We start from the raw sequence: 18604 nt of genomic DNA on the forward strand, positions 1-18604 counted from the left end.
TCCCTCCATCACAGCCGCGCGTAGGCCGCGGACCTGAAGAACACGGCGGCGGCGCCCCCGACGAGCACCGCCGCCCAGACCGGTGCCGCACCCGGTGCCAGCACACCGGGCACACCGCCGACGACCACCGCCGGGCCGATCACCAGCAGCACCCACGCGGAGGCCGCGGTGATCGCGGCCCGGCGGAGGCCGATCACGCCGCCGAGCGCGAGCGCCGTCGCCGTCACCCCCAGGCACGGCAGCAGCCAGTACGCGGGCGACGCGCCCGTCAGCCACCCGCCGACCAGCAACGCGGGCAGCACCACCACCAGCACCGCGAACGTCCGCCGCAGCACGAGTTGCAGCCCGGCCCGGGGCGTGGACACGACCAGCTCGTGGGCCGGGTCCACGCCCCGCGACCAGGCCACGGCGACACCCAGCACGGGCACGATCGGCGCGATCAGCAGCACCGCGGACGACGTGGGCAGCACACCGTCCAGTGCCACCGCCGCCAGCACCACGAACGCCGTCATGGCGAGCCACGGCGCCAACGCCGGCGTGGCCCACCGCACGAGCCGGTGGCGTCGGCGTACCGGTGCCCCGGTCGGCGCCATCTCCGCCCACACCGCCGCCGTCAATGCCGTGACCTGCGGTGGAGCCGCGTCGGCCAGGCGCAGCCGGCACGTCTGGCACGTCTCCAGGTGCGCCTCGACGGCCCACAGCACGTCGGCGGGCAGTTCATCGCCGGACGCGTACCGGGCGATCGACCCGGAGGTCGGGTGCTCGCTCATGACAGTGCCTCCCGCATCGCGATCCGGGCCCGCCGGGCGCGGGTCTTCACGGTGCCCTCGGGCACCCCGAGCAGCACCGCGGTCTCCCGCACGGTCAGCCCGTCCAGCACCATCGCCTGCAACACCTGCCGCAACTCGGGTGCCAGGTCGCGCAGCGCGCCACCGACGTCGTCGCTCAACGCGCCCGCCAGCACCTCGTCCTCGGCGGCGGGCGCGGCCGCGGCCACCGGCAGCGGCCACGCCTGGTGCGCACGCCGGCGGAACGCGTCGACCAGCCGCCGCGCCGCGATCGTCCACAGCCACCCGACCGCCGTGCCGTCGACCGCCGCACCCGCGAACGACCCCGCCGCCCGCCACACGGCCAGGTACGTCTCCTGCATGACCTCGGCGACGACCTGCTCGTCGGCGCACCGGCGGCGCAGGCGCACGGCCAGCCACGGCGACGTGCGGCGGTAGAGCTCCTCGAAGGCCGCGCGGTCGCCACGGGCCACCGCGCGGACCAGCTGCTCCTCGTTCACACCCGGCAAGACGCTGGAACCCGGGAAACGGTTCTCACCTTGATGTGATCTGCGTCACTTGCCGGAGCGGAACGCACGACGCCTGGTCAGCACCAGGGCACCCGCGCCGATCAGCACCAGGGAGCCGCCCAGCACCAGGAAGCCGGTGACCGGCGCGCCCGTGGTGGCGAGCGGCGCGGAGCCCGGCTCGTGCGGGGCCGTGCCACCGCCGATCCCGTCCACGGTGGTGGTCGACGTGGTCGGCGCACCGGTGGTGGTCGACGCGGTCGTGGTCGGCGCAGTCGTGGTGGTCGGCTCCGTGGTAGCCGTAGCCGTAGTCGTGGTGGTGGTCGTGGTGGTGGTCGTGGTGGTGGTCGTCGGCGTGACGTCTTCGCAGGTCGTCGCGATGTCGTCGAACGGCGCGTAGTGGATCTCGCCGCCCTTGGAGACCCCGCCCATGACCGCCGTCCGCGCCACGACCGCGCCCTCGATGTTGGACGCGCTGAGGTCGACCAGCGCGGCGTTCGGCGCGTAGACCGTGCCCCACACCGTGGGCGACCCGGCAGGCAGCGTGATGGTGCCCGAGGTGGTGAAGTTCCACAGCACGTGCCGCGACGGCCCGTTGCCCTGCCAGCTCACCTGCGGCGGCGAGAACGCGTAGTCGCCCTCGACCACCACGTTGACGATCAACCAGGCGTCGTCGCCCGGCTGCGACATCCCGTTGACCGGGTTGATGTTGTCCAGGGTGTCCAGCTGCGCCGCGGTCAGGGTGAGCACGTTCTGCCCCGGCACGAGCCCGATGGTGGCGTTGGGGTCGGTCCCGTTCCACGTCCCCTGGCCGTTCTGGTCCCGCAGCACGACCGTCGACGGGCACGCGAACAGGTCCGCGTTGACGTCCCGGTAGGTGGCGAACAGGGACGCGAAGTCGAAACCGTGCGGCCCGCCGACCGACTCGGCGGACTGGGAGGTGTTCACCCGCACCGCGGGCACGCTGCCCGCGGCCGCGCCGTTCGGCACGACGTGCGTCACCCCGCCGGAGGGCAGCACGTCCGCGTTCGCCAGGTCGCCGATCTTGGCGTAGGAGTTGTTCAGCACGGTCACCGTGCCGGTGCCGCTGCCGGCGAAGTCGGCCTGGCCGCCGACGACCAGGCTGGTCGGCCGGGTGTCCCCGTCGAGCACGTACGTGCCCGGGTTGTTGAGGCCCGCCCGGTAGTCGGTGAACCGGACGTCACCGCCGATCGCGACCGGTCCCTCGGTCTCGTTGTCGTGCAGTTCGGCGTCACCCTCGATCAGCACGAGGAACCCGTGGCTGGGATCGGCGTACACGTCGTCCGGCGCGACCGGGCGGAGCGGGTTCAGCACCGCGGTCACGCCGGCGGCGGGCGCGTGGGAGAGGACCGCCGCCGCGGCCAGCGCCGCCAACCCGACTGCCGCCACGCGGCCACTCCGAACACGACCGATGCGCATGTCAGGCTCCTGACGGCGGGGTGCGGGCTGCCTGACACGAAACATCAACGCGCGCGGATCGGCATTTTCGATCACCCCATCGGGTGGACGGCTCAGGCCGGTCCGGTGACCCCGTCGAACAGCTCGCGCAACGTGTCGCTGCCGCCGGTCATGCTCTCCCGGCAGGCCCGGTGGAACTTGTCCACGTCCAGCGCGGCGAAGTCGACCCGCCACCCCGCGTGCAGCGCCAGTTGCCAGAAGAACGCGCGCTGAGCGCGACCGTTGCCCTCCCGGAACGGGTGCAGCGCGTTGACCTCGGCGAAGTGGTGGGCGAACCGGTCGACGAACGCCTCACGGCCCAGGTCGGCGAGGTGCCGCTCCTCGCGGAGCCGGTCGAACAGGTGCTCGCCGTAGGACTCGACGTGCCGCCAGTGCGCGAACAGCGAGGTCCGCGCGATGTCGACCCGCCGCAGCTCACCGGCCCACGGGTAGACGTCACCGAACAGGCGGCGGTGGAACGCGCGCAGGTGCGCCAGGTCGAACCGACCGGGCAGGGTGGACACCTTCAGCTCCGCGTCGCGCAGGACGACGACTTCGGCCTCGATCCGGCGCAGGACGTCGGCGTCGGTCACACCGAGGAGGTTGACCAGCACTCCGGAACCGGGATCGACGTACGGGTCCTCGGTGTTCACAACCGGGGGTTCACGACTTCAGCAACGCCTCGACAGCAACGCCTCGATCCGCCGGGCCACGGCGTCGTCGGCGCCCAACCGGCCGGCGGCGACCTGCCTGGCCGCGTGGACCGCGTCCTCCGACACGTCCTGGCCCTCGAGCCGGACGTTCGCGACCGCCTCGGCCACCGCCAGCTCGGGGTCGCTGGTCAGGCGGCGGAAGTACCGCGCCATGACCGCGTGCGAGAGGGGCGTGCTGCTGGGCTCGGACTCCGGCAGGTCGCCCCGCGCCGCCCGCCACGGCTCCTCGTCGTGCGCCATGTCGCTCAGCTCGTGCCTGCTGAAGTGGCCGTACCGCTCGACCACCGACCGCACGACGCCGCGCTCGCGTTCGGTGAGCCCGCCCGGGTCGCCCTCTTCCCAGGCACACACCTCGGACCGGCCCTGGTGGCGGAAGTAGACCTCGGGCACGACCGGACCTCGCCGCCACGCCTCGATGCGGGCGTTGAACAAGGGCTCGTCGTAGCGGGCCAGGTGCCACGCCTGCGCGTAGTAGAGCAGCTTCTGCAGCTTCATCGGCGACTCGGGCCCGGTGGCGTCGAGCACGGCCGCGGCAACATCGTGGACGTCCGCCATGCCACCTCCCGCGAGTGCTCTGAGCTGGGACTACTCATCTTACCGGAGATCGGCGCCGCAGGGTCGGGCGTTCGGGCGGGAGTTGGTCGGCCCGGTCAGTTCGTGCACCAGCCCAACCGGCCGTCGGTGGTGACCAGCGGCTCGCAGTGGCCGAGCCGGCTGCGGTGCTCCAGGGCCGTGGCGACCTGGTCCAGCATCTCGTCCAGGCTGGTCCACTCGGGCTTGAGCATCTCGCCCGCCTCGCGGTCCCACTCGACCACGCACCCCGACAGCACGCCCGGCCGCAGGTCCAGCGCCAACGCGTCACCGCACCCGTCGAACGCGATCGGCAGCCACATCGGGTGGAAGCCCCTCGTCGGCGTACCCGCCTCAGTGCCGAGGTCCGCGGGCCAGAACCGCTCCTTCAACCGCCACGACCGCAGCGCGTTGGACGGGCCGAGAGGTGTGTAGAACGGCGGCAGCACCTCGGCGAACGCCAGGTCGGCGGTCCCGCCGCAGACGGCCCACCACGCGCGCAGCTCGGCGGGTGGCTCCAGTCCGCAGGCGACCGCCAACGCCTCGACCGCGGCGCCGTCCTCAGGGGGCACGAACGCCGATCCGGTCAAGGGGGCGTGGTCGTCCAGCCACGCCACAATCCGTTCCCAATGGCGCAAAACACCCACATGCACATGATCAGGTGACGGCACCGCCGCCGGTACCGCTCATCGGGGCAGGATCTGGCCGAACGCCGCACAGCCGGCCGGCGGATGGGGCAGGATCGCCGTCGCACGGCACCAAGAGGGGGACGAGGGTGGAACGGGGTTTCGGCGTCGACACCGCGGCGCTGTCGGCGTACGGCAGCACGGCGGCGGGTCTGGCGAGCGAGGTCGGGGCGGTCGGCACGTCCACGTTGGCGGGCACGACATCGCCGGCGGCGGGCAGCTTCGGCGGGATCGGCGACGAGGTCGGCCTCGGCGCGGCGTTCCAGAGCGCGGCACAGGCCCAAGTGGACGGTGTGGCCGCCGCTTCGGCCGCGTTGTCGGCGTTCGGCGCAGAGGTGCAGCGGACCGGCCGGGCGTACCAGGAGCAGGAGGCGCGCAACAGCGCCGACCTCGGCCGGGCAGCGCAGGTCTGACGTGGACGTCGGCGGTTTCCTGGCGGCTCTGGTCCAGCCGATGAAGGACCACCTGGCCAAGCTGGAGGGCGACACCGGCGGCGCGACGAGCGCGGCGGAGGCGTTCGGGCGGGCGGCCACGGCGTTGACCGAGCTCGACAGCAGGCACACGGGCGCGGCCAACACCGCGATGAGCGACTGGTACGGCGAGAAGGCGAACGCGTTCCAGGCCCGCGTCACCGCGTTCTCCGGTGGCGTCGGCACGTTGGCGCGCAACGCGACGGCCACCCAGCAGGCGGCCACCACGGCGGTGAACGCGGTGAACGCCGGCAAGACCGCGATCCAAGGGCTGATCGACGAGTTCACCGGCTGGGCGTGGCCCCGGTTGGCGGCGGCGGTCGCGGCCGGGGTGTTCGGCGGTATCGGCGCGGTGCTCGCGGTGGCGGCGGAGGTGACCGCGAAGGCCCGCGAGTACGAGGGCAGGACCGGTCAGGAGCTGGAGAAGGTGCGCGGTGAGCTGACCGCCGTGGTCGGGCAGCTCCAGGCGTTGCAGAAGCCGGACTTCGCCGGGATCGGTGACCCGTTGGGCGCGGAGAGCGGCGGCACGACGTCCACGTCGTCCGCGGGCGACAGCGGCGGGTCTTCGTCGTCCAGCGGCGGTAGTGGAGGTAGTGGGAGCGGCAGCGGTGGTGGGGGCGGAGGCAGTGGTGGGGGCGGCGGTGGTGGCGGCGGAGGCGGTGCGGTCGGACCGCGCCTGCCCGTGGCCATCCCGCCGCAGCCCGGCACCGGCGTCGGCGTGAACCTGCCGGACGGCAGCTCCGCCGAAGCGCCCAACGAGACCGCCGCACGTGCCGTGCGCAACGCGTTGTCCGCCCTGGGCACCCCGTACGTGTGGGGCGGCGCGAACCCGCCCCAGGGCACCGACTGCAGCGGCCTGACCCAGTGGGCGTACGGGGGCGCCGGGTTCGACATCCCGCGGCCCGCGTCGTCACAGGCCATGGGCGCGTCCGTGCCGCCGGGCCAGCTGCTGCCCGGCGACCTGGTCGTCTGGGACGGCCACGTGGCGATGGTGATCGGCAACGGGCAGATGGTCGAAGCGGGCGACCCGGTGCAGGTCAACCCCATCCGCACGAGCAACAGCGGCATGGGCTTCATGGGCTTCTACCGACCGACGGGCTGAGGACGTGGACGAGACGCAGCGGGCGGCCCGGCGGGTCGCCGACACCGAGCGGCAGGTCGCCGAGCACGCGGCGCGCACCGGGCCGGTGCTCGGCCGGGCGTCGTCACCCGACGACGCGGTCACGGTCGTCACCGCACCCGGCGGACCGCCGCGGGAGGTGCGCGTGTCGCCATCGGCGTTGAACATGGGACCGAGGGCGTTGGCGGACGAGATCCTGCGCGTGTCGGCGCGGGCTTCCCGGGACGCGGCCACGCGCCTGCACCGGACGTTGGAACGGGTGGCCGACCCGGCGGCGGTGCGGGCGTTGGCCGAGATCGGCTTCGAGCGCGGGCCGGACGACGACGGCGGTTTCGACGGTACGTACCTGAGGGGTCCGCGGTGACGCAGGAGCAGGGGCTCGCGACCGAACAGCGGCTCGCGGCGGCCGAAGGCCTGACCGAAGTGCTGGCCCGGACCACCGGCAGCGCCGAGCACCCGACCCGCCTGGCCCGCGCCACCGCGACCGCGACGGGTGAGCTGAAGGCGCTCGACCTGCACCCGAACGCGTTGGCGCAGGGTCCGGACGCGGTCGGCAGGCTGGTCGTGGAGACGGCGCAGCTGGCGACGGACGCGGCCGTGCAGAAGAGCTACAACGAGCTGGCCAAGTCGTTGGGCGACGGCCTGGCCATGGCGGTGGAGGCGTTCGCCGGGCCGCCGCCCTTCAAGGCCGCACAGGACGCGCAGGCGCCTCAGGCCCTGGTCACGGCCCCGGTGGAAGCGCCGAGGGAGGCGCCGGGGACGCACCGGCCGCCCTGGGCGGACCAGGTGAAGGGCCGCGCCGCGGCTCGTCCCCGACCCGAGGAAACGGACGAGGACGACTACTTCGCGGACCCTTTCCGTGGTCAACGGCAGTAGCGCGTGATCGACCCCGTACTCTTGCCCCGCATCGCAAAGGGGCATGGCGTGACCGGGAGGTCGGATGGCACAGGACATCGTCCCGATCGAGCTGGGGCTCACCCAGGGTGATGTGGTCACCCTGTGGGCCCCGCGCTGGCGGGAAGAGGGCGAGGAGTGGGAAGCCTTCCTCGGCCACGAGGAGGACCTGTACGCGTTCCCCGATGCCGCGCACTTGGCGGCGTTCGTGCGCAAGACCGAAGAGCACGACCTGACCGACCACCCGGCGTGGCACGTGGTGCCCGCGCTGTCGGTCGGTGAGCTGTCGCCGGACGACAACCACCAGTTCGACCTGGTCGGCGTGCCCGAGCTGGTCGCCGAGGAGCCCGACACGTGGGTCATCGGCGAGCTGGCCGACGTGATCTCGATCGTGCGGTCGCTGGCGGACGTCTGCGAGCTGGAGAAGGTCCACGAGATCCTGGACTCGGCGGAGGGCTTCGCGCTGCTGCCGCAGGGCACGCTGCCGTTCACCGGCCGCGAGGGTCAGGCGCTGTGGACCGAGATCTCCCAGGTCGTCGCGGAGAAGTGGGACGAGGTGCTGGACGCGATCGACGAGGTCGTGACCACGCCGGAGGTCGACGAGACCGCGCTCAAGGCCGCGCAGGACGAGCTGGCCGAGTTCGAGGAGGCCAACGCCGCCGCGGCGGCATCGGCCTCGGAGGACGAGGACGACGAGGACGGCGACGAGCCGGTCGGCTTCTGGGGTGAGGTCGGCATCGACCCGATCAAGATCATCAGTGGCGCGGGCGAGTACTACACGCTGCGCTGCTACCTCGACGACCAGCCGGTGTTCCTCGGTCGCAAGGGCAAGATCGACGTGTTCACGTCGCCGCGCGCGTTGGCCCGGTTCATCGTCGAGGCCGACGACAACGACCTGGCCGAGGTGTCGACCTGGGGCGAGCTGGTCACCAAGGCGACCGGCGGCGACCTGGAGGTCGAGGTCGACCCGGACAACGTCTACGTGCTCACCGGCCTGGACGAGGACATCGCCGACGGCCCCGACGCCATCGACCCCACCCAGCTCGACCTCGTGGTCGAACTGCTGGAGGACACCGGCGAGTGGGCCAACGACGACACCGTGAAGGTGGCGCTGAACCAGTCCGAGCGGCTGGGGTGGCTGGTGTCGTACGTGCTCAAGCCGGACCCGACGCGGCTGGCGCCCAGCGCGCCGTTCGACGACGAGCAGGTGGCGTGGCGGACGCTGGTGGCGGCGTTCGAGGACCGGCTCAAGGTGCACTAGGCACTCGGCCCTGCGGGGTCGTGCGGAGCAGCAGAGGTCGCGGGCAGCCATCGGAGCCCGCGACCTCTGCTTTGTGCGGTCGCGGTCGTTACTGCGGCTGGCCGAGGGCGGCGTAGGCCGGCTCGATGACGTCCTGGATGAGCGCGCGGCGCTCCTCGTGCGAGATGAAGGCGCCCTTCGCGGCGTTGACGGTGAACTTGCGCAGGTCGTCCCAGCCGAAGCCGAAGTTCTCGACCACGGTGGCGAACTCGCCGGTCATCGACACCATGCTCATCAGCCGGTTGTCGGTGTTCACGGTGACCCGGAAGCCGAGGTCGGCCATCCGCTTGATCGGGTGGTCGGCCAGCGACGCCACCGCGCCGGTGTGCACGTTCGACGTCGGGCACATCTCCAGCGCGATGCGCCGGTCGCGCACGTACGCGGCGAGCGGCCCGACCTGGTCGTCCTTGATGTCCTCGGCCAGCCGCACGCCGTGGCCCAGCCGCTCCGCGCCCGCGAGCTGCACGGCCTCCCACGCCGACTCGGCGCCCGCGGCCTCGGCGGCGTGGATGGTGAAGTGCGCGTTCTGCTGCCGCAGGTACTCGAACGCGGACAGCTCCTTGCTGGGCGGGAACCCGGCCTCGGGCCCGGCGATGTCGAAGCCGACCACGCCCGACTCCCGGTAGCGGACGACGAGGTCGGCGATGCGCTGCCAGCCGTCGTTCTGGCGCATCGCGCACAGCAGCGTGCCGACCTTGATGCGGCCGCCGGACGCCGCCTCGCCCTGCCGGAAGCCCTCCTGCACCGCCTCGACGGCCTGCTCCATGGCCAGGCCCTGGTCGGTGAACAGCTCGGGCGCGTAGCGGATCTCCGCGTACACGACGCCGTCCGCGGCCAGGTCCTGCACGGCTTCGGCAGCGACCCGCACCAGCGCGGCCTCGTCCTGCATGACGCCGCACGTGTGCGCGAAGCCCTCCAGGTAGCGGACCAGCGAGCCGGAGTTGGCGTTGTCGCGGAACCACTCGCCGAGCGCGACCGGGTCGGTGGTGGGCAGGCCCTGGTGGCCGCAGGCGTCGGCGAGCTCGATCACGGTCTGAGGGCGGAGGCCACCGTCGAGGTGGTCGTGCAGGAGGACCTTCGGCGCGCGGCGAAGGTTCTCCTCGGTAAGCGGGGTGGACATGGCGGTCACCGTATACCGGTGACACGCCGTGTCGTTCCCACCTGCGATGATCATGACGCGGTACGATCATCCCCGGGTCACCGGGTGTGTTCAGAACCACTCGGTCGGGTGTCGCAATCGCCCCACTGAAGCCGTTGTGCACTCGTGATGCAGAACTTTGCGCTACTGGTAGCCCGGCTTTAGTCACTCACACGGCGGATGCTCACGCGGAGCAGTCACAGGCGCGCTGCCGGTTACCTTGAGGTAGGGTCGGCGGCGGTCACTCCAACGGAGTACACGCAAGGTCGATCCAGGCGGTTCCGGTCGGGGGGCGCTACTGCCCACCGGCCCAACCTGGTTAGGCTCCCGGAGGTCTCCCCTCCCCTGGACGAAGGCACCCGAGCCGTGAACGAGAACAGCAACTCCACGATGTCCTTCGATCGGATGCGCAACATGCTCACGCGCGCCGCGGAGATCCGTGAGAGCGAACAGCAGCAGATCTTCGACGCACTGGACGAGATCCACGCGCGGATGTCCCCGCTCGAATCGCTGGGTTCCGTTCGCAAGCGCCTGTCCGAGCTGCCCGACCGGACCGAGGTCAGCGTGCTGGCCGAGCGGCTGGACGAGGCGCTGTCCAGGCTGGAGGCGCAGGACAACGCGGTGCAGAGCATCGGGCGGGCCGTCGAAGGCCTGGTCGACAAGCTCGCCAAGCCGTTCGCGCAGCTCGACGGTCGGCTCGACGGGGTGGCGGGCCGGTTCGAGGGCGTCGCCGGGCGGATGGACGGCCTGGAGGACAAGCTCTCCCACATCCACAAGCGCATCGACGACCTCGACGGCCACCTGGACAAGCAGGACGGCAAGGTCGACCAGGTGCCGGCCGCGGTGACCGGGCCGCTGCGGGAGCGGATCGAGGCGCTGGAGGCCGCGCTGCGCGGTCGGCTGGACGAGGTCGACGAGGGCGTGCACGAGCACCTCGACGGCACGCGCGAGGCGTTGCAGCGGTCGGTCACGGAGTCCGCGAACGGCTTGAACGTGCGGCTGGACGAGACGCGCGACAACATCAACAGCACGCGCGACGGGCTGCACGCGGGGATCAACGAGACGCGCGAGACGTTGACGTCGTCGTTGGCGGACACGCGCAGCACGTTGACGGGCAAGCTGGACGAGGCGCGCGAGGCGCTGCACGCGGCGTTGGACGAGACCCGCGACCAGGTCGACTCGACCGACCGGTTGGAGGCGCTGGCGCAGCGCCTGGAGCAGGTGACGTCGCGGCTGGACACCATGGCGACCCGGCTCGACTCGGTGGAGGACGACTTCGCGGCCCGGCTCGGCGAGCTGTCGGGTGTCGTGGAGCAGGGCATCGCCAAGGTCGAGGGCACGCTGTCGACGCGGCCGGACGCGGATTCGCTGGCCGGGTTGGTGCGCAAGAGCAACCAGGAGTCGGAGCTGCGCATCGGTGGTCAGCTGGACGAGGCGATGGCCACGTTCGCCGAGCTGATCCTGGGCGGGGGTTCGCCCACGCCGCCTCCACCGCCCACCGCGTTGCCGAGGCCGCAGCGGCGGACCCGGAAGAACGGGCCCAAGCCGGGTGACAACCGGAACGTGGACGACGACGACCTGACGGCCGAGGGCGCCTGATCGCTGGTAGGTCCGAAAAGCCCGGTCCGCTTGTGCGGGCCGGGTTTTTCGGTGCACGGGCCTTCTCGGTGCCGCCCTCAGTTCTTCCCGGCCGCCCTGCGACGAGAGCTGATGGTCGCCTTCACGTTCGGGGCCGCGCGCGAGGTCCGTCCGCGGACCGCAGCAACCTTCGCCTTGGTGCTGGGCGAGGGCTTCTTCTTCGCCGGAAGTGGCTCGGCGGACTGCTGTCAGCCGCGGATGGTGTCGAGGATCAGTGGGGTGATCGGGGGTGGGGTGTCGCCGATTTCGTAGCCGTTGGTGAGCGATTGCAGGGCTGCGGGGATGGCGTCCGGTGTGTCGGTGTGCAGTTCCAGCAGTGGTTGGTCCTTGGTGACGCGGTCGCCCGGTTTGGCCAGGCAGAGGATGCCGGCGGCCGGTTGGACCGGGTCTTCCTTGCGGGCGCGGCCGGCGCCCAGGCGCCAGGCGGCGACGCCCACGGCGTAGGCGTCGAGGGTGGTCAGGTAGCCGTCGGCGGGGGCGGTGACGAGGTGTTTGTGCTTGGCGGTGGGGAGGGTGGCGTCCGGGTCGCCGCCTTGGGCGCGGATCATCCTGGCCCAGGTTTCGTAGGCCTCACCGGAGGCGAGGACGTCGCGGGGGGATGCGGTGATGCCCGCGCGGGACAGCATTTCGTCGGCCAGGGCGATGGTCAGGTCGATGACGTCCCGCGGGCCCCCGCCGCGAAGGACTTCGACGGATTCGGCGACCTCGACGGCGTTGCCCACGGCGTTGCCCAGGGGGACGGACATGTCGGTGAGCAGCGCCGAGACGCGCAGGCCGTGGTCGGTGCCGATGGAGACCAGGGCGGTGGCCAGGGCGCGGGCCTGGTCGGGGGACTTCATGAACGCGCCCGAGCCGAACTTGACGTCCAGGACGAGGGCCTCGGCGCCCTCGGCGATCTTCTTGGACATGATCGACGAGGCGATCAGCGGGATCGACTCGACGGTGGCGGTCACGTCGCGCAGCGCGTAGAGCTTCTTGTCGGCGGGGGCGAGGCCGGTGGTGGCGGCGCAGATGACGGCACCCACCGAGCGCAGTTGGGCCACGACCTCGTCCACGGAGAGCTGGGCGCGCCAGCCGGGGATGGACTCCAGCTTGTCCAGGGTGCCGCCGGTGTGGCCCAGACCGCGGCCCGAGAGTTGGGGTACGGCGGCACCGCAGGCGGCGACGAGGGGTGCGAGCGGGAGGGTGATCTTGTCGCCGACGCCGCCGGTGGAGTGCTTGTCGACGGTGGGCCGGCCCACGTCCAGGGTCAGCTTCTCGCCGGAGTCGACCATGGCCTTGGTCCAGCGGGCGGTCTCGGTGGAGTCCATGCCGTTGAGGAAGATGGCCATGGCCAGCGCCGACATCTGCTCGTCGGCCACGACGCCGTTGGTGTAGGCGTCGACGACCCAGTCGATCTGGTCGTCGGTCAGGCGGTGGCCGTCGCGCTTGGTCCGGATCACGTCCACTGCGGTGTGGGTCATGGCAGGTCCTCCGGGCCGAAGGCGTCCGGCAGGACCCTGCTCATCGGCAGGATGCCGGACGGGGTGTCGATCAGGCACGGTGCGCCGCCGAGTTCGTAGATCACCTGGCGGCACCGGCCGCACGGCATCAGCAGCTCACCCGTGCCGCTGCGGCAGGCCAGGGCGACGAGCCTGCCGCCGCCGGTGAGCACGAACTGGCCGGCGAGCGTGCACTCGGCGCACAGGCCGACGCCGTAGGCGGCGTTCTCCACGTTGCAGCCGACGACGATCCGGCCGTCGTCGCACAGCGCCGCCGCCCCCACCTGAAGTCCCGAGTAGGGGCAGTAGGCGGACTGGGCGGCCTCGACGGCGCGGGTCCGCAGGAGGTCCCAGTCGACGTCAACCACGGCGGTACACCACGCCGTCCGCCGCGGGCATGCGCAATCGCTGGGACGCGACCGCGAGGACGATCAGGGTGACCAGGTGCGGCGCGTACGTCGTCAACTCGCTGGGCACCTCGTCCACCGAGTAGTACACCGCGTACAGCAGGCCGGCGGCCAGGATGCCGAACGCGGCGGCGAACCAGCGGCGGCGGACGAGCTGCCAGATCACGATGACCACGAGCAGCAGGACGGCGCCGTAGATCAGGGCGAGGAACGTCTTGCCGCCCGAGCGCAGTTGCAGGCCGTCCGCGTAGCCGAACAGGGCCGCGCCGCCCAGGAGACCGCCGGGGCGCCAGTTGCCGAAGATCATGGCGGCGAGGCCGATGAAGCCGCGGCCGTTCGTCTGGCCTTCCAGGTAGCCGGGCTGGCCGGGGTTGAGCACCAGGGCCGCGCCGCCGATGCCGGCCAGCGCGCCGGAGCCGATCACGGCGACGTACTTGTACCAGTAGACGTTGACGCCGAGGGATTCGGCGGCGACGGGGTTCTCGCCGCACGACCGCAGGCGCAGGCCGAACCGGGTGCGCCAGAGCACCAGGTAGCTGCCGATCACCAGCAGGATCGCCAGCATGGTGAGCGGCGAGACGCCGGTGACCAGGCCGCGCAGGATGCCGGCGACGTCGGACAGGCCCACTCGTTGCTGTGCTTCGAGTTCGCCCAGCCAGTCGGAGAGCCCGGAGGCCGAGTACGTGTCGAACTTCGGCACCGCGGGTGATTCGCGGGGGTTGTTCGACAGCGGGAAGAAGATCAGCGTGGACAGGTACTTGGTCAGGCCGGCGCCGAGCAGGTTGATCGCCACGCCGGACACGATGTGGTTCACGCCGAACGTCACGGTGGCGATGGCGTGCAAGAGGCCGCCCAGGGCACCGAACACGGCCGCCGCGACGAGTGCCGCCCACGGGCCCCACTGGTAGCCGGCCCAGGCCGCGCCCCACGTGCCCATGATCATCATGCCTTCGAGGCCGATGTTCACCACGCCCGCGCGTTCCGCCCAGAGGCCGCCGAGAGCGGCCAGGAGGATCGGCAGCGCGAGCCGCACGGCGGTCTGGATGGTGCCGGTGGACGTCAGCTGCGGCACGTCGGTCAGGTAGGACGTGGTCGACAGCAGCACGACCGCGCCCGCCACGCCGAGGGCACCGACGGCCCAACCGGGGATCCGACGCGCCTTGCGCGGCGGCGGAACGGTGGAGGGAGCCTCGGACGGGTTCATCAAAGAAGTGCTCATGCCGCATCCACCGTTCCGAGCTGCCGGCCGACCTGCCGCTGTTGAGCGGCCAGTTCGAACCGGCGGACCACCTCGTAGGCCACGACGACCGACAGCACGATCGCGCCCTGCATGATCGTCACGATCTCCCGGGGCACGCCGACGTTGTCCAGCGCGAGACCCGACTTGTCCAAGAACGCCCACAGCAGCGCGCCGAACGCGATGCCGCCCGGGTGGTTGCGCCCGAGCAGCGCGATCGCGATGCCGGAGAACCCGATGCCCGCCGGGAAGTTCAGGTTGTAGGTGTGGTCGCGGCCCAGGATCTCCGGCATGGAGACCAGGCCCGCGATGCCGCCCGAGAGCAGCATGGCGATCAGCACCATCTTCTTGGCGTTCACGCCACCCGCGGCGGCGGCCGTGGACGACTCGCCGGACGCCCGCAGCTCGAAGCCGAACCGGGTGCGGTTCATCATCACCCAGTAGCCGATGCCCAGCAGGGCGGCCAGGAACACCAGGCCGAACACCGTGCCGGACGAGCCGAACGGGATGCCGGGCACCCAGCCGCTCTCCGGGATCTCCGGGGTGCGGATGTTGTTGCCGCGCAGCTCGCCGAACACGTCCGCGCCGATCAGGTACGCGGCCAGGCCGAGCGCCAGGCCGTTCATCATGATCGTGGAGATGACCTCGTTGACGCCGCGCGTCACCTTGAGGATCGCCGGGATCGCGGCCCACAGCGCGCCCGCGACGGCGGCGGTCAGGATGATCACCAGGGCGTGGATGCCGGGCGGCAGTGCGATCGAGCCGCCGACCACGGCCGCGACGACCGCCGCGACCCGGTACTGGCCCTCGACGCCGATGTTGAACAGGTTCATCTGGAACCCGATCGCCACCGCCAGCGCCGCGATGTAGTAGGTGCCGGTGCTGTTGATGATGTCCACCGCGGTGGTGCCCTCACCGACCTGCGCGAACATCACCCCGAACGCCTGCAGCGGGTTCGCGCCGGACACCACCAGCGCGATACCGCACAGCAGGGCGGAGAACAGGATCGCCAGCACGGGCGGCAGCAGTTTGCCGCGCAAGATTCCCATTACTCGCCTTCCGATTCCGACGCCTGCTCGGCGCTCGTGGCGCCCGTCATCGCACTGCCGAGGTCTTCCGGGGTGACCGTGGCCGGGTCGGCGTCCGCGACCAGCCGACCGCGCAGCATCACCCTGATGGTGTCGGAGAGGCCGATCAGCTCGTCCAGGTCCGCCGAGATCAGCAGCACGGCCAGGCCGCGGGCGCGGGCGTTGCGGATCTCGTCCCAGATCAGCGCCTGCGCGCCGACGTCCACGCCGCGCGTCGGGTGCGACGCGATGAGCAGCACGGGGTCGCCGGACAGCTCACGGCCGACCACGAGCTTCTGCTGGTTGCCGCCGGACAGCGCGACGGCGGCCACGTCGATGCCCGGTGTCCGCACGTCGAAGTCCTCGACGATGCGCTTGGTGTCCTGCTTCGCGCCCGCGAGGTCGAGCCACTGGCCGTTCGACACGGGGCGGCGGGTCTGGTGGCCGAGGATGCGGTTGGCCCACAGCGGCTGCGTGAGCAGCAGGCCCTGGCGGTGCCGGTCCTCGGGGATGTAGCCGATGCCCGCTTCACGGCGGGCCAACGTGCCCAGCCTGGTCAGGTCCCGGTCGCCGAGCAGCACGCGGCCGTGGTGCGCCTTGCGCATGCCCATGATCGTCTCGACCAGCTCGGTCTGCCCGTTGCCCTCGACGCCCGCGATGCCGACGATCTCGCCCGCGCGCACGACCAGGTCGATGTCGTCCAGGACGGGCCGGGTGCCCTCCGCCGCGACCAGGCCCAGGTTCTCCACCTTGAGCACGACGCGGTCGGTGACGGTGGACTCGCGGGTCTCCGGGCTGGGCAGCTCGCTGCCGACCATCATCTCGGCCAACTGGCGAGAGCTGACCGCCTTCGGGTCGGCGGTGCCGACCGTGGTGCCGCGGCGGATGATCGTGACCGAGTCGGCGATCGCCCGGACCTCGTCCAGCTTGTGCGAGATGAACAGGAACGTGAACCCCTGCTCCTTCATGCCGCGCAGGGTGGCGAACAGCTCGTCCACCTCCTGCGGCACGAGCACGGCGGTCGGCTCGTCCAGGATGATCACCTTGGCGCCCCGGTAGAGCACCTTGAGGATCTCGACCCGCTGCCGGTCGGCCACGCCGAGGCGTTCGACGAGCACGCCTGGGTCGACGGTGAGGCCGGTGGCGTCGGCCAGCTCCAGGATGCGCTTGCGCGCCTTGCCGCCGATGCCGTGCAGGGACTCCGCCCCCAGGACGACGTTCTCCTGCACGGTCAGGTTGTCGGCGAGCATGAAGTGCTGGTGCACCATGCCGATGCCGGCCTTGATCGCGTCGGCGGGCGTGCGGAACCGGACCTGCTCACCCGCCACCTCGATGGTGCCCTCGTCGGGCTGCTGCATCCCGTAGAGGATCTTCATCAGGGTGGACTTGCCCGCGCCGTTCTCGCCGCACAGCGCGTGCACCTCGCCGACCTGCACGCTGAGGTGCACGTCGCTGTTGGCGACGACACCCGGGAAGCGCTTGGTGATGCCCGACAGGACGACGGCAGGGGTCGTAGTGCTCAATGGAAGCTCCGTGTGATCTCCGGCAGCTGCCGGGGCTAACCACGCACGAGTGCCGCGACCGGCAGCCTCTGCCCCGCGTTTCGACGGTCGGACGGGTGCATCGGGGTGCCGGCCCCACGTCCTCATCCTGGTCGGATGGGGGCGTGGGGCCGGCGCCGCGAGGCGCCCTGCTGAGCGCCGGAAGACGCGGTAGAGGTTGCCGGTCGCGGCGCTAGGCCCCGCGAGGGTGCTCGCAGGGCCCAGTGCGCCGGAGGCCGGATGGGGTTACGGCGTGGACTTGACCGAGATCTTGCCCGCGATGATCTGGGCCTTGTAGCCCTCGAGGACGGCCTTCAGGTCGTCGTCGATCTTGCCGCCCGAGGTCGAGTAGCCGACGCCGTCCACGGACAGGTCGAACACCTTCGGCAGGCTCGCCAGGTCGTTCTTCGCGACCGCCTTGACGAAGTCGTACACGGCGACGTCGACGCGCTTGAGCATGGACGAGACGATGACGTCCTTGGACTCCTCGACCGTCTTCTGGTTGTACTGGTCGGAGTCGACGCCGATGGCCAGCGCGTTGCCCGCCTTCGCGGCCGAGAACACGCCCTTACCCGAGGCGCCCGCGGCGTGGTAGAGCACGTCGGCGCCGGCCTCGATCTGGCCGGTCGCGGCCTCCTGGCCCTTGGTCGGGTCCTGGAAACCGGTGAAGTCGCCCGCCGGGGTCAGGTACTTCTTCTCGATCTTGATGTCCGGCGCGGCGGTCTTGGCGCCCTGGGCGAAGCCCGCGTCGAACTTCTGGATCAGCGGGATCTCCACACCGCCGACGAAGCCGATGTGGCACGCCTTCGACTTGTAGGCGGCGATGACGCCGGCCAGGAACGAGCCCTGCTCCTCGGCGAACAGCAGCGGCGTGACGTTCGCCGCGCCCTCGACCGCGCCGTCGACGATGGCGAACTTGACGTTCGGGAACTCCGGCGCGACGACCTTCAGCGACTCGGCGTAGGCGAAGCCGACACCGATGATCGGGTTGTGGCCCTCGCTCGCGAGCTGGCGCAGCCGGGTCTGCTTGGCGTCCTCCGGCTCGTTCGGCGCGGCGGTCAGCTCCTTGACCTCGGCGATGCCGAAGTCGGCCTTGGCCTTGTCCAGGCCCGCCGCGGCGGAGTCGTTGAACGACGCGTCGCCACGGCCGCCGATGTCGTAGGCCAGGCCGACCTTCAGCGCGCTGCCGTCGACCTTCTCGCCCGACGCGGCGCTGCTGGAGGTCGCGGTGGCGGCCGGCGGCTTGTCAGCCAGCTTGCAGCCCTCGGCGGTGTTGGTGGACCCGGACCCGGTGTTGTTCCCACCGGTGTCCTTGGCACACGCGGCCATCGTGAGAACGCTGGTCAGCGCGATCGCGGCCACCGCGAGGCCACGCATTCGACGACGCACGGCTCGTCTCCCTCCCTGCTCGTCTAGGAGCAGACAAATCCCGACGGCGGGCCGTCAGGGCTTCCGAGTGGCGAACCGTACCCCGTAGTAATGACACCCGCGCACGTACCGGTCCGCACGTGACCTAATCGTTGGTGCCATCGGGCGACTCCGCCACTCGTAGTGATCCGGCGACTTCCCGCCGTCGTAGCCGGTTACTCA

The 18604-nt window shown here is 71.5% G+C and carries 19 protein-coding genes; 6 read left to right on the forward strand and 13 right to left on the reverse strand.

The features are described 5' to 3' along the window. Window positions 1-8 precede the first annotated feature (8 nt). From B0I31_RS18690 to B0I31_RS18715, 6 genes are all read right to left on the reverse strand, one after another. Window positions 9-770, reverse strand: coding sequence for a hypothetical protein (locus B0I31_RS18690; protein WP_106616681.1), 762 nt, complete (start codon window positions 768-770; stop codon window positions 9-11). Next, complete coding sequence (locus tag B0I31_RS18695; RefSeq protein WP_181320240.1) at window positions 767-1288, reverse strand: RNA polymerase sigma factor; 522 nt, start codon at window positions 1286-1288, stop codon at window positions 767-769. The genes B0I31_RS18690 and B0I31_RS18695 overlap by 4 nt, the downstream gene beginning before the upstream one ends. A gap of 54 nt (window positions 1289-1342) precedes the next feature. Then, window positions 1343-2734, reverse strand: coding sequence for a choice-of-anchor A family protein (locus tag B0I31_RS18700; RefSeq protein WP_181320241.1), 1392 nt, complete (start codon window positions 2732-2734; stop codon window positions 1343-1345). A gap of 92 nt (window positions 2735-2826) precedes the next feature. Further along, the gene (locus tag B0I31_RS18705; protein ID WP_106616684.1) at window positions 2827-3405 is read right to left on the reverse strand and encodes a Fic/DOC family protein; all 579 of its coding nucleotides are present in this window, start codon (window positions 3403-3405) and stop codon (window positions 2827-2829) included. An 18-nt stretch (window positions 3406-3423) separates the two neighbouring features. Continuing rightward, complete coding sequence (locus B0I31_RS18710) at window positions 3424-4020, reverse strand: type II toxin-antitoxin system antitoxin SocA domain-containing protein (protein ID WP_106616685.1); 597 nt, start codon at window positions 4018-4020, stop codon at window positions 3424-3426. A gap of 95 nt (window positions 4021-4115) precedes the next feature. Continuing rightward, a complete protein-coding gene (locus B0I31_RS18715; protein ID WP_181320242.1) occupies window positions 4116-4652 on the reverse strand; it encodes an SMI1/KNR4 family protein in 537 nt (178 codons plus the stop codon). 158 nt (window positions 4653-4810) lie between these two features. On the opposite strand from B0I31_RS18715, the gene B0I31_RS18720 reads away from it, so the two are divergent. The 5 genes from B0I31_RS18720 to B0I31_RS18740 all read left to right on the forward strand — a co-directional run bounded on the left by B0I31_RS18720 (window position 4811) and on the right by B0I31_RS18740 (window position 8466). Then, a complete protein-coding gene (locus tag B0I31_RS18720; protein ID WP_106616687.1) occupies window positions 4811-5134 on the forward strand; it encodes a hypothetical protein in 324 nt (107 codons plus the stop codon). 1 nt (window position 5135) lies between these two features. Further along, window positions 5136-6293, forward strand: a complete 1158-nt coding sequence (locus B0I31_RS18725) for a C40 family peptidase (protein WP_106616688.1) — start codon at window positions 5136-5138, stop codon at window positions 6291-6293. A 4-nt stretch (window positions 6294-6297) separates the two neighbouring features. Further along, entirely contained in the window at window positions 6298-6675 is a 378-nt protein-coding gene (locus B0I31_RS18730; RefSeq protein WP_106616689.1) for a hypothetical protein, read from the forward strand. Next, window positions 6672-7187: a YbaB/EbfC family nucleoid-associated protein gene (locus B0I31_RS18735; protein ID WP_106616690.1), complete on the forward strand. Its 516-nt coding sequence runs from the start codon at window positions 6672-6674 to the stop codon at window positions 7185-7187. The genes B0I31_RS18730 and B0I31_RS18735 overlap by 4 nt, the downstream gene beginning before the upstream one ends. Before the next feature lie 64 nt (window positions 7188-7251). Then, window positions 7252-8466 (forward strand): primosomal protein, encoded by a 1215-nt coding sequence (locus B0I31_RS18740; protein ID WP_106616691.1) that lies wholly within the window; start codon window positions 7252-7254, stop codon window positions 8464-8466. Between the two features lie 88 nt (window positions 8467-8554). On the opposite strand, the gene B0I31_RS18745 is transcribed toward B0I31_RS18740, so the two are convergent. Beyond that, entirely contained in the window at window positions 8555-9625 is a 1071-nt protein-coding gene (locus tag B0I31_RS18745) for an adenosine deaminase (protein WP_106617035.1), read from the reverse strand. Window positions 9626-10033: 408 nt separating this feature from the next. On the opposite strand from B0I31_RS18745, the gene B0I31_RS18750 reads away from it, so the two are divergent. After that, a complete protein-coding gene (locus tag B0I31_RS18750; protein ID WP_219910744.1) occupies window positions 10034-11242 on the forward strand; it encodes a coiled-coil domain-containing protein in 1209 nt (402 codons plus the stop codon). A gap of 227 nt (window positions 11243-11469) precedes the next feature. On the opposite strand, the gene B0I31_RS18755 is transcribed toward B0I31_RS18750, so the two are convergent. The 6 genes from B0I31_RS18755 to B0I31_RS18780 form a co-directional block, all read right to left on the reverse strand. Further along, on the reverse strand, window positions 11470-12744 hold the full coding sequence (locus B0I31_RS18755) for a thymidine phosphorylase (RefSeq protein WP_106616693.1): 1275 nt from the start codon (window positions 12742-12744) through the stop codon (window positions 11470-11472). After that, window positions 12741-13130 carry a cytidine deaminase gene (locus B0I31_RS18760; RefSeq protein WP_106616694.1) on the reverse strand — a complete coding sequence of 130 codons (390 nt, stop codon included), beginning with the start codon at window positions 13128-13130 and terminating at the stop codon, window positions 12741-12743. The genes B0I31_RS18755 and B0I31_RS18760 overlap by 4 nt, the downstream gene beginning before the upstream one ends. Next, on the reverse strand, window positions 13123-14388 hold the full coding sequence (locus tag B0I31_RS18765) for an ABC transporter permease (protein ID WP_106616695.1): 1266 nt from the start codon (window positions 14386-14388) through the stop codon (window positions 13123-13125). The genes B0I31_RS18760 and B0I31_RS18765 overlap by 8 nt, the downstream gene beginning before the upstream one ends. Further along, window positions 14385-15455, reverse strand: coding sequence for an ABC transporter permease (locus B0I31_RS18770; protein WP_106616696.1), 1071 nt, complete (start codon window positions 15453-15455; stop codon window positions 14385-14387). Before B0I31_RS18770 ends, B0I31_RS18765 begins: the two co-directional genes overlap by 4 nt. Beyond that, window positions 15455-16996: an ABC transporter ATP-binding protein gene (locus tag B0I31_RS18775; RefSeq protein WP_106616697.1), complete on the reverse strand. Its 1542-nt coding sequence runs from the start codon at window positions 16994-16996 to the stop codon at window positions 15455-15457. Before B0I31_RS18775 ends, B0I31_RS18770 begins: the two co-directional genes overlap by 1 nt. A gap of 264 nt (window positions 16997-17260) precedes the next feature. Then, window positions 17261-18391 carry a BMP family lipoprotein gene (locus tag B0I31_RS18780; RefSeq protein WP_106616698.1) on the reverse strand — a complete coding sequence of 377 codons (1131 nt, stop codon included), beginning with the start codon at window positions 18389-18391 and terminating at the stop codon, window positions 17261-17263. Window positions 18392-18604: the final 213 nt, after the last annotated feature.

The organism is Saccharothrix carnea, from assembly GCF_003014735.1.
Taxonomy (GTDB): Bacteria; Actinomycetota; Actinomycetes; order Mycobacteriales; family Pseudonocardiaceae; genus Actinosynnema; species Actinosynnema carneum.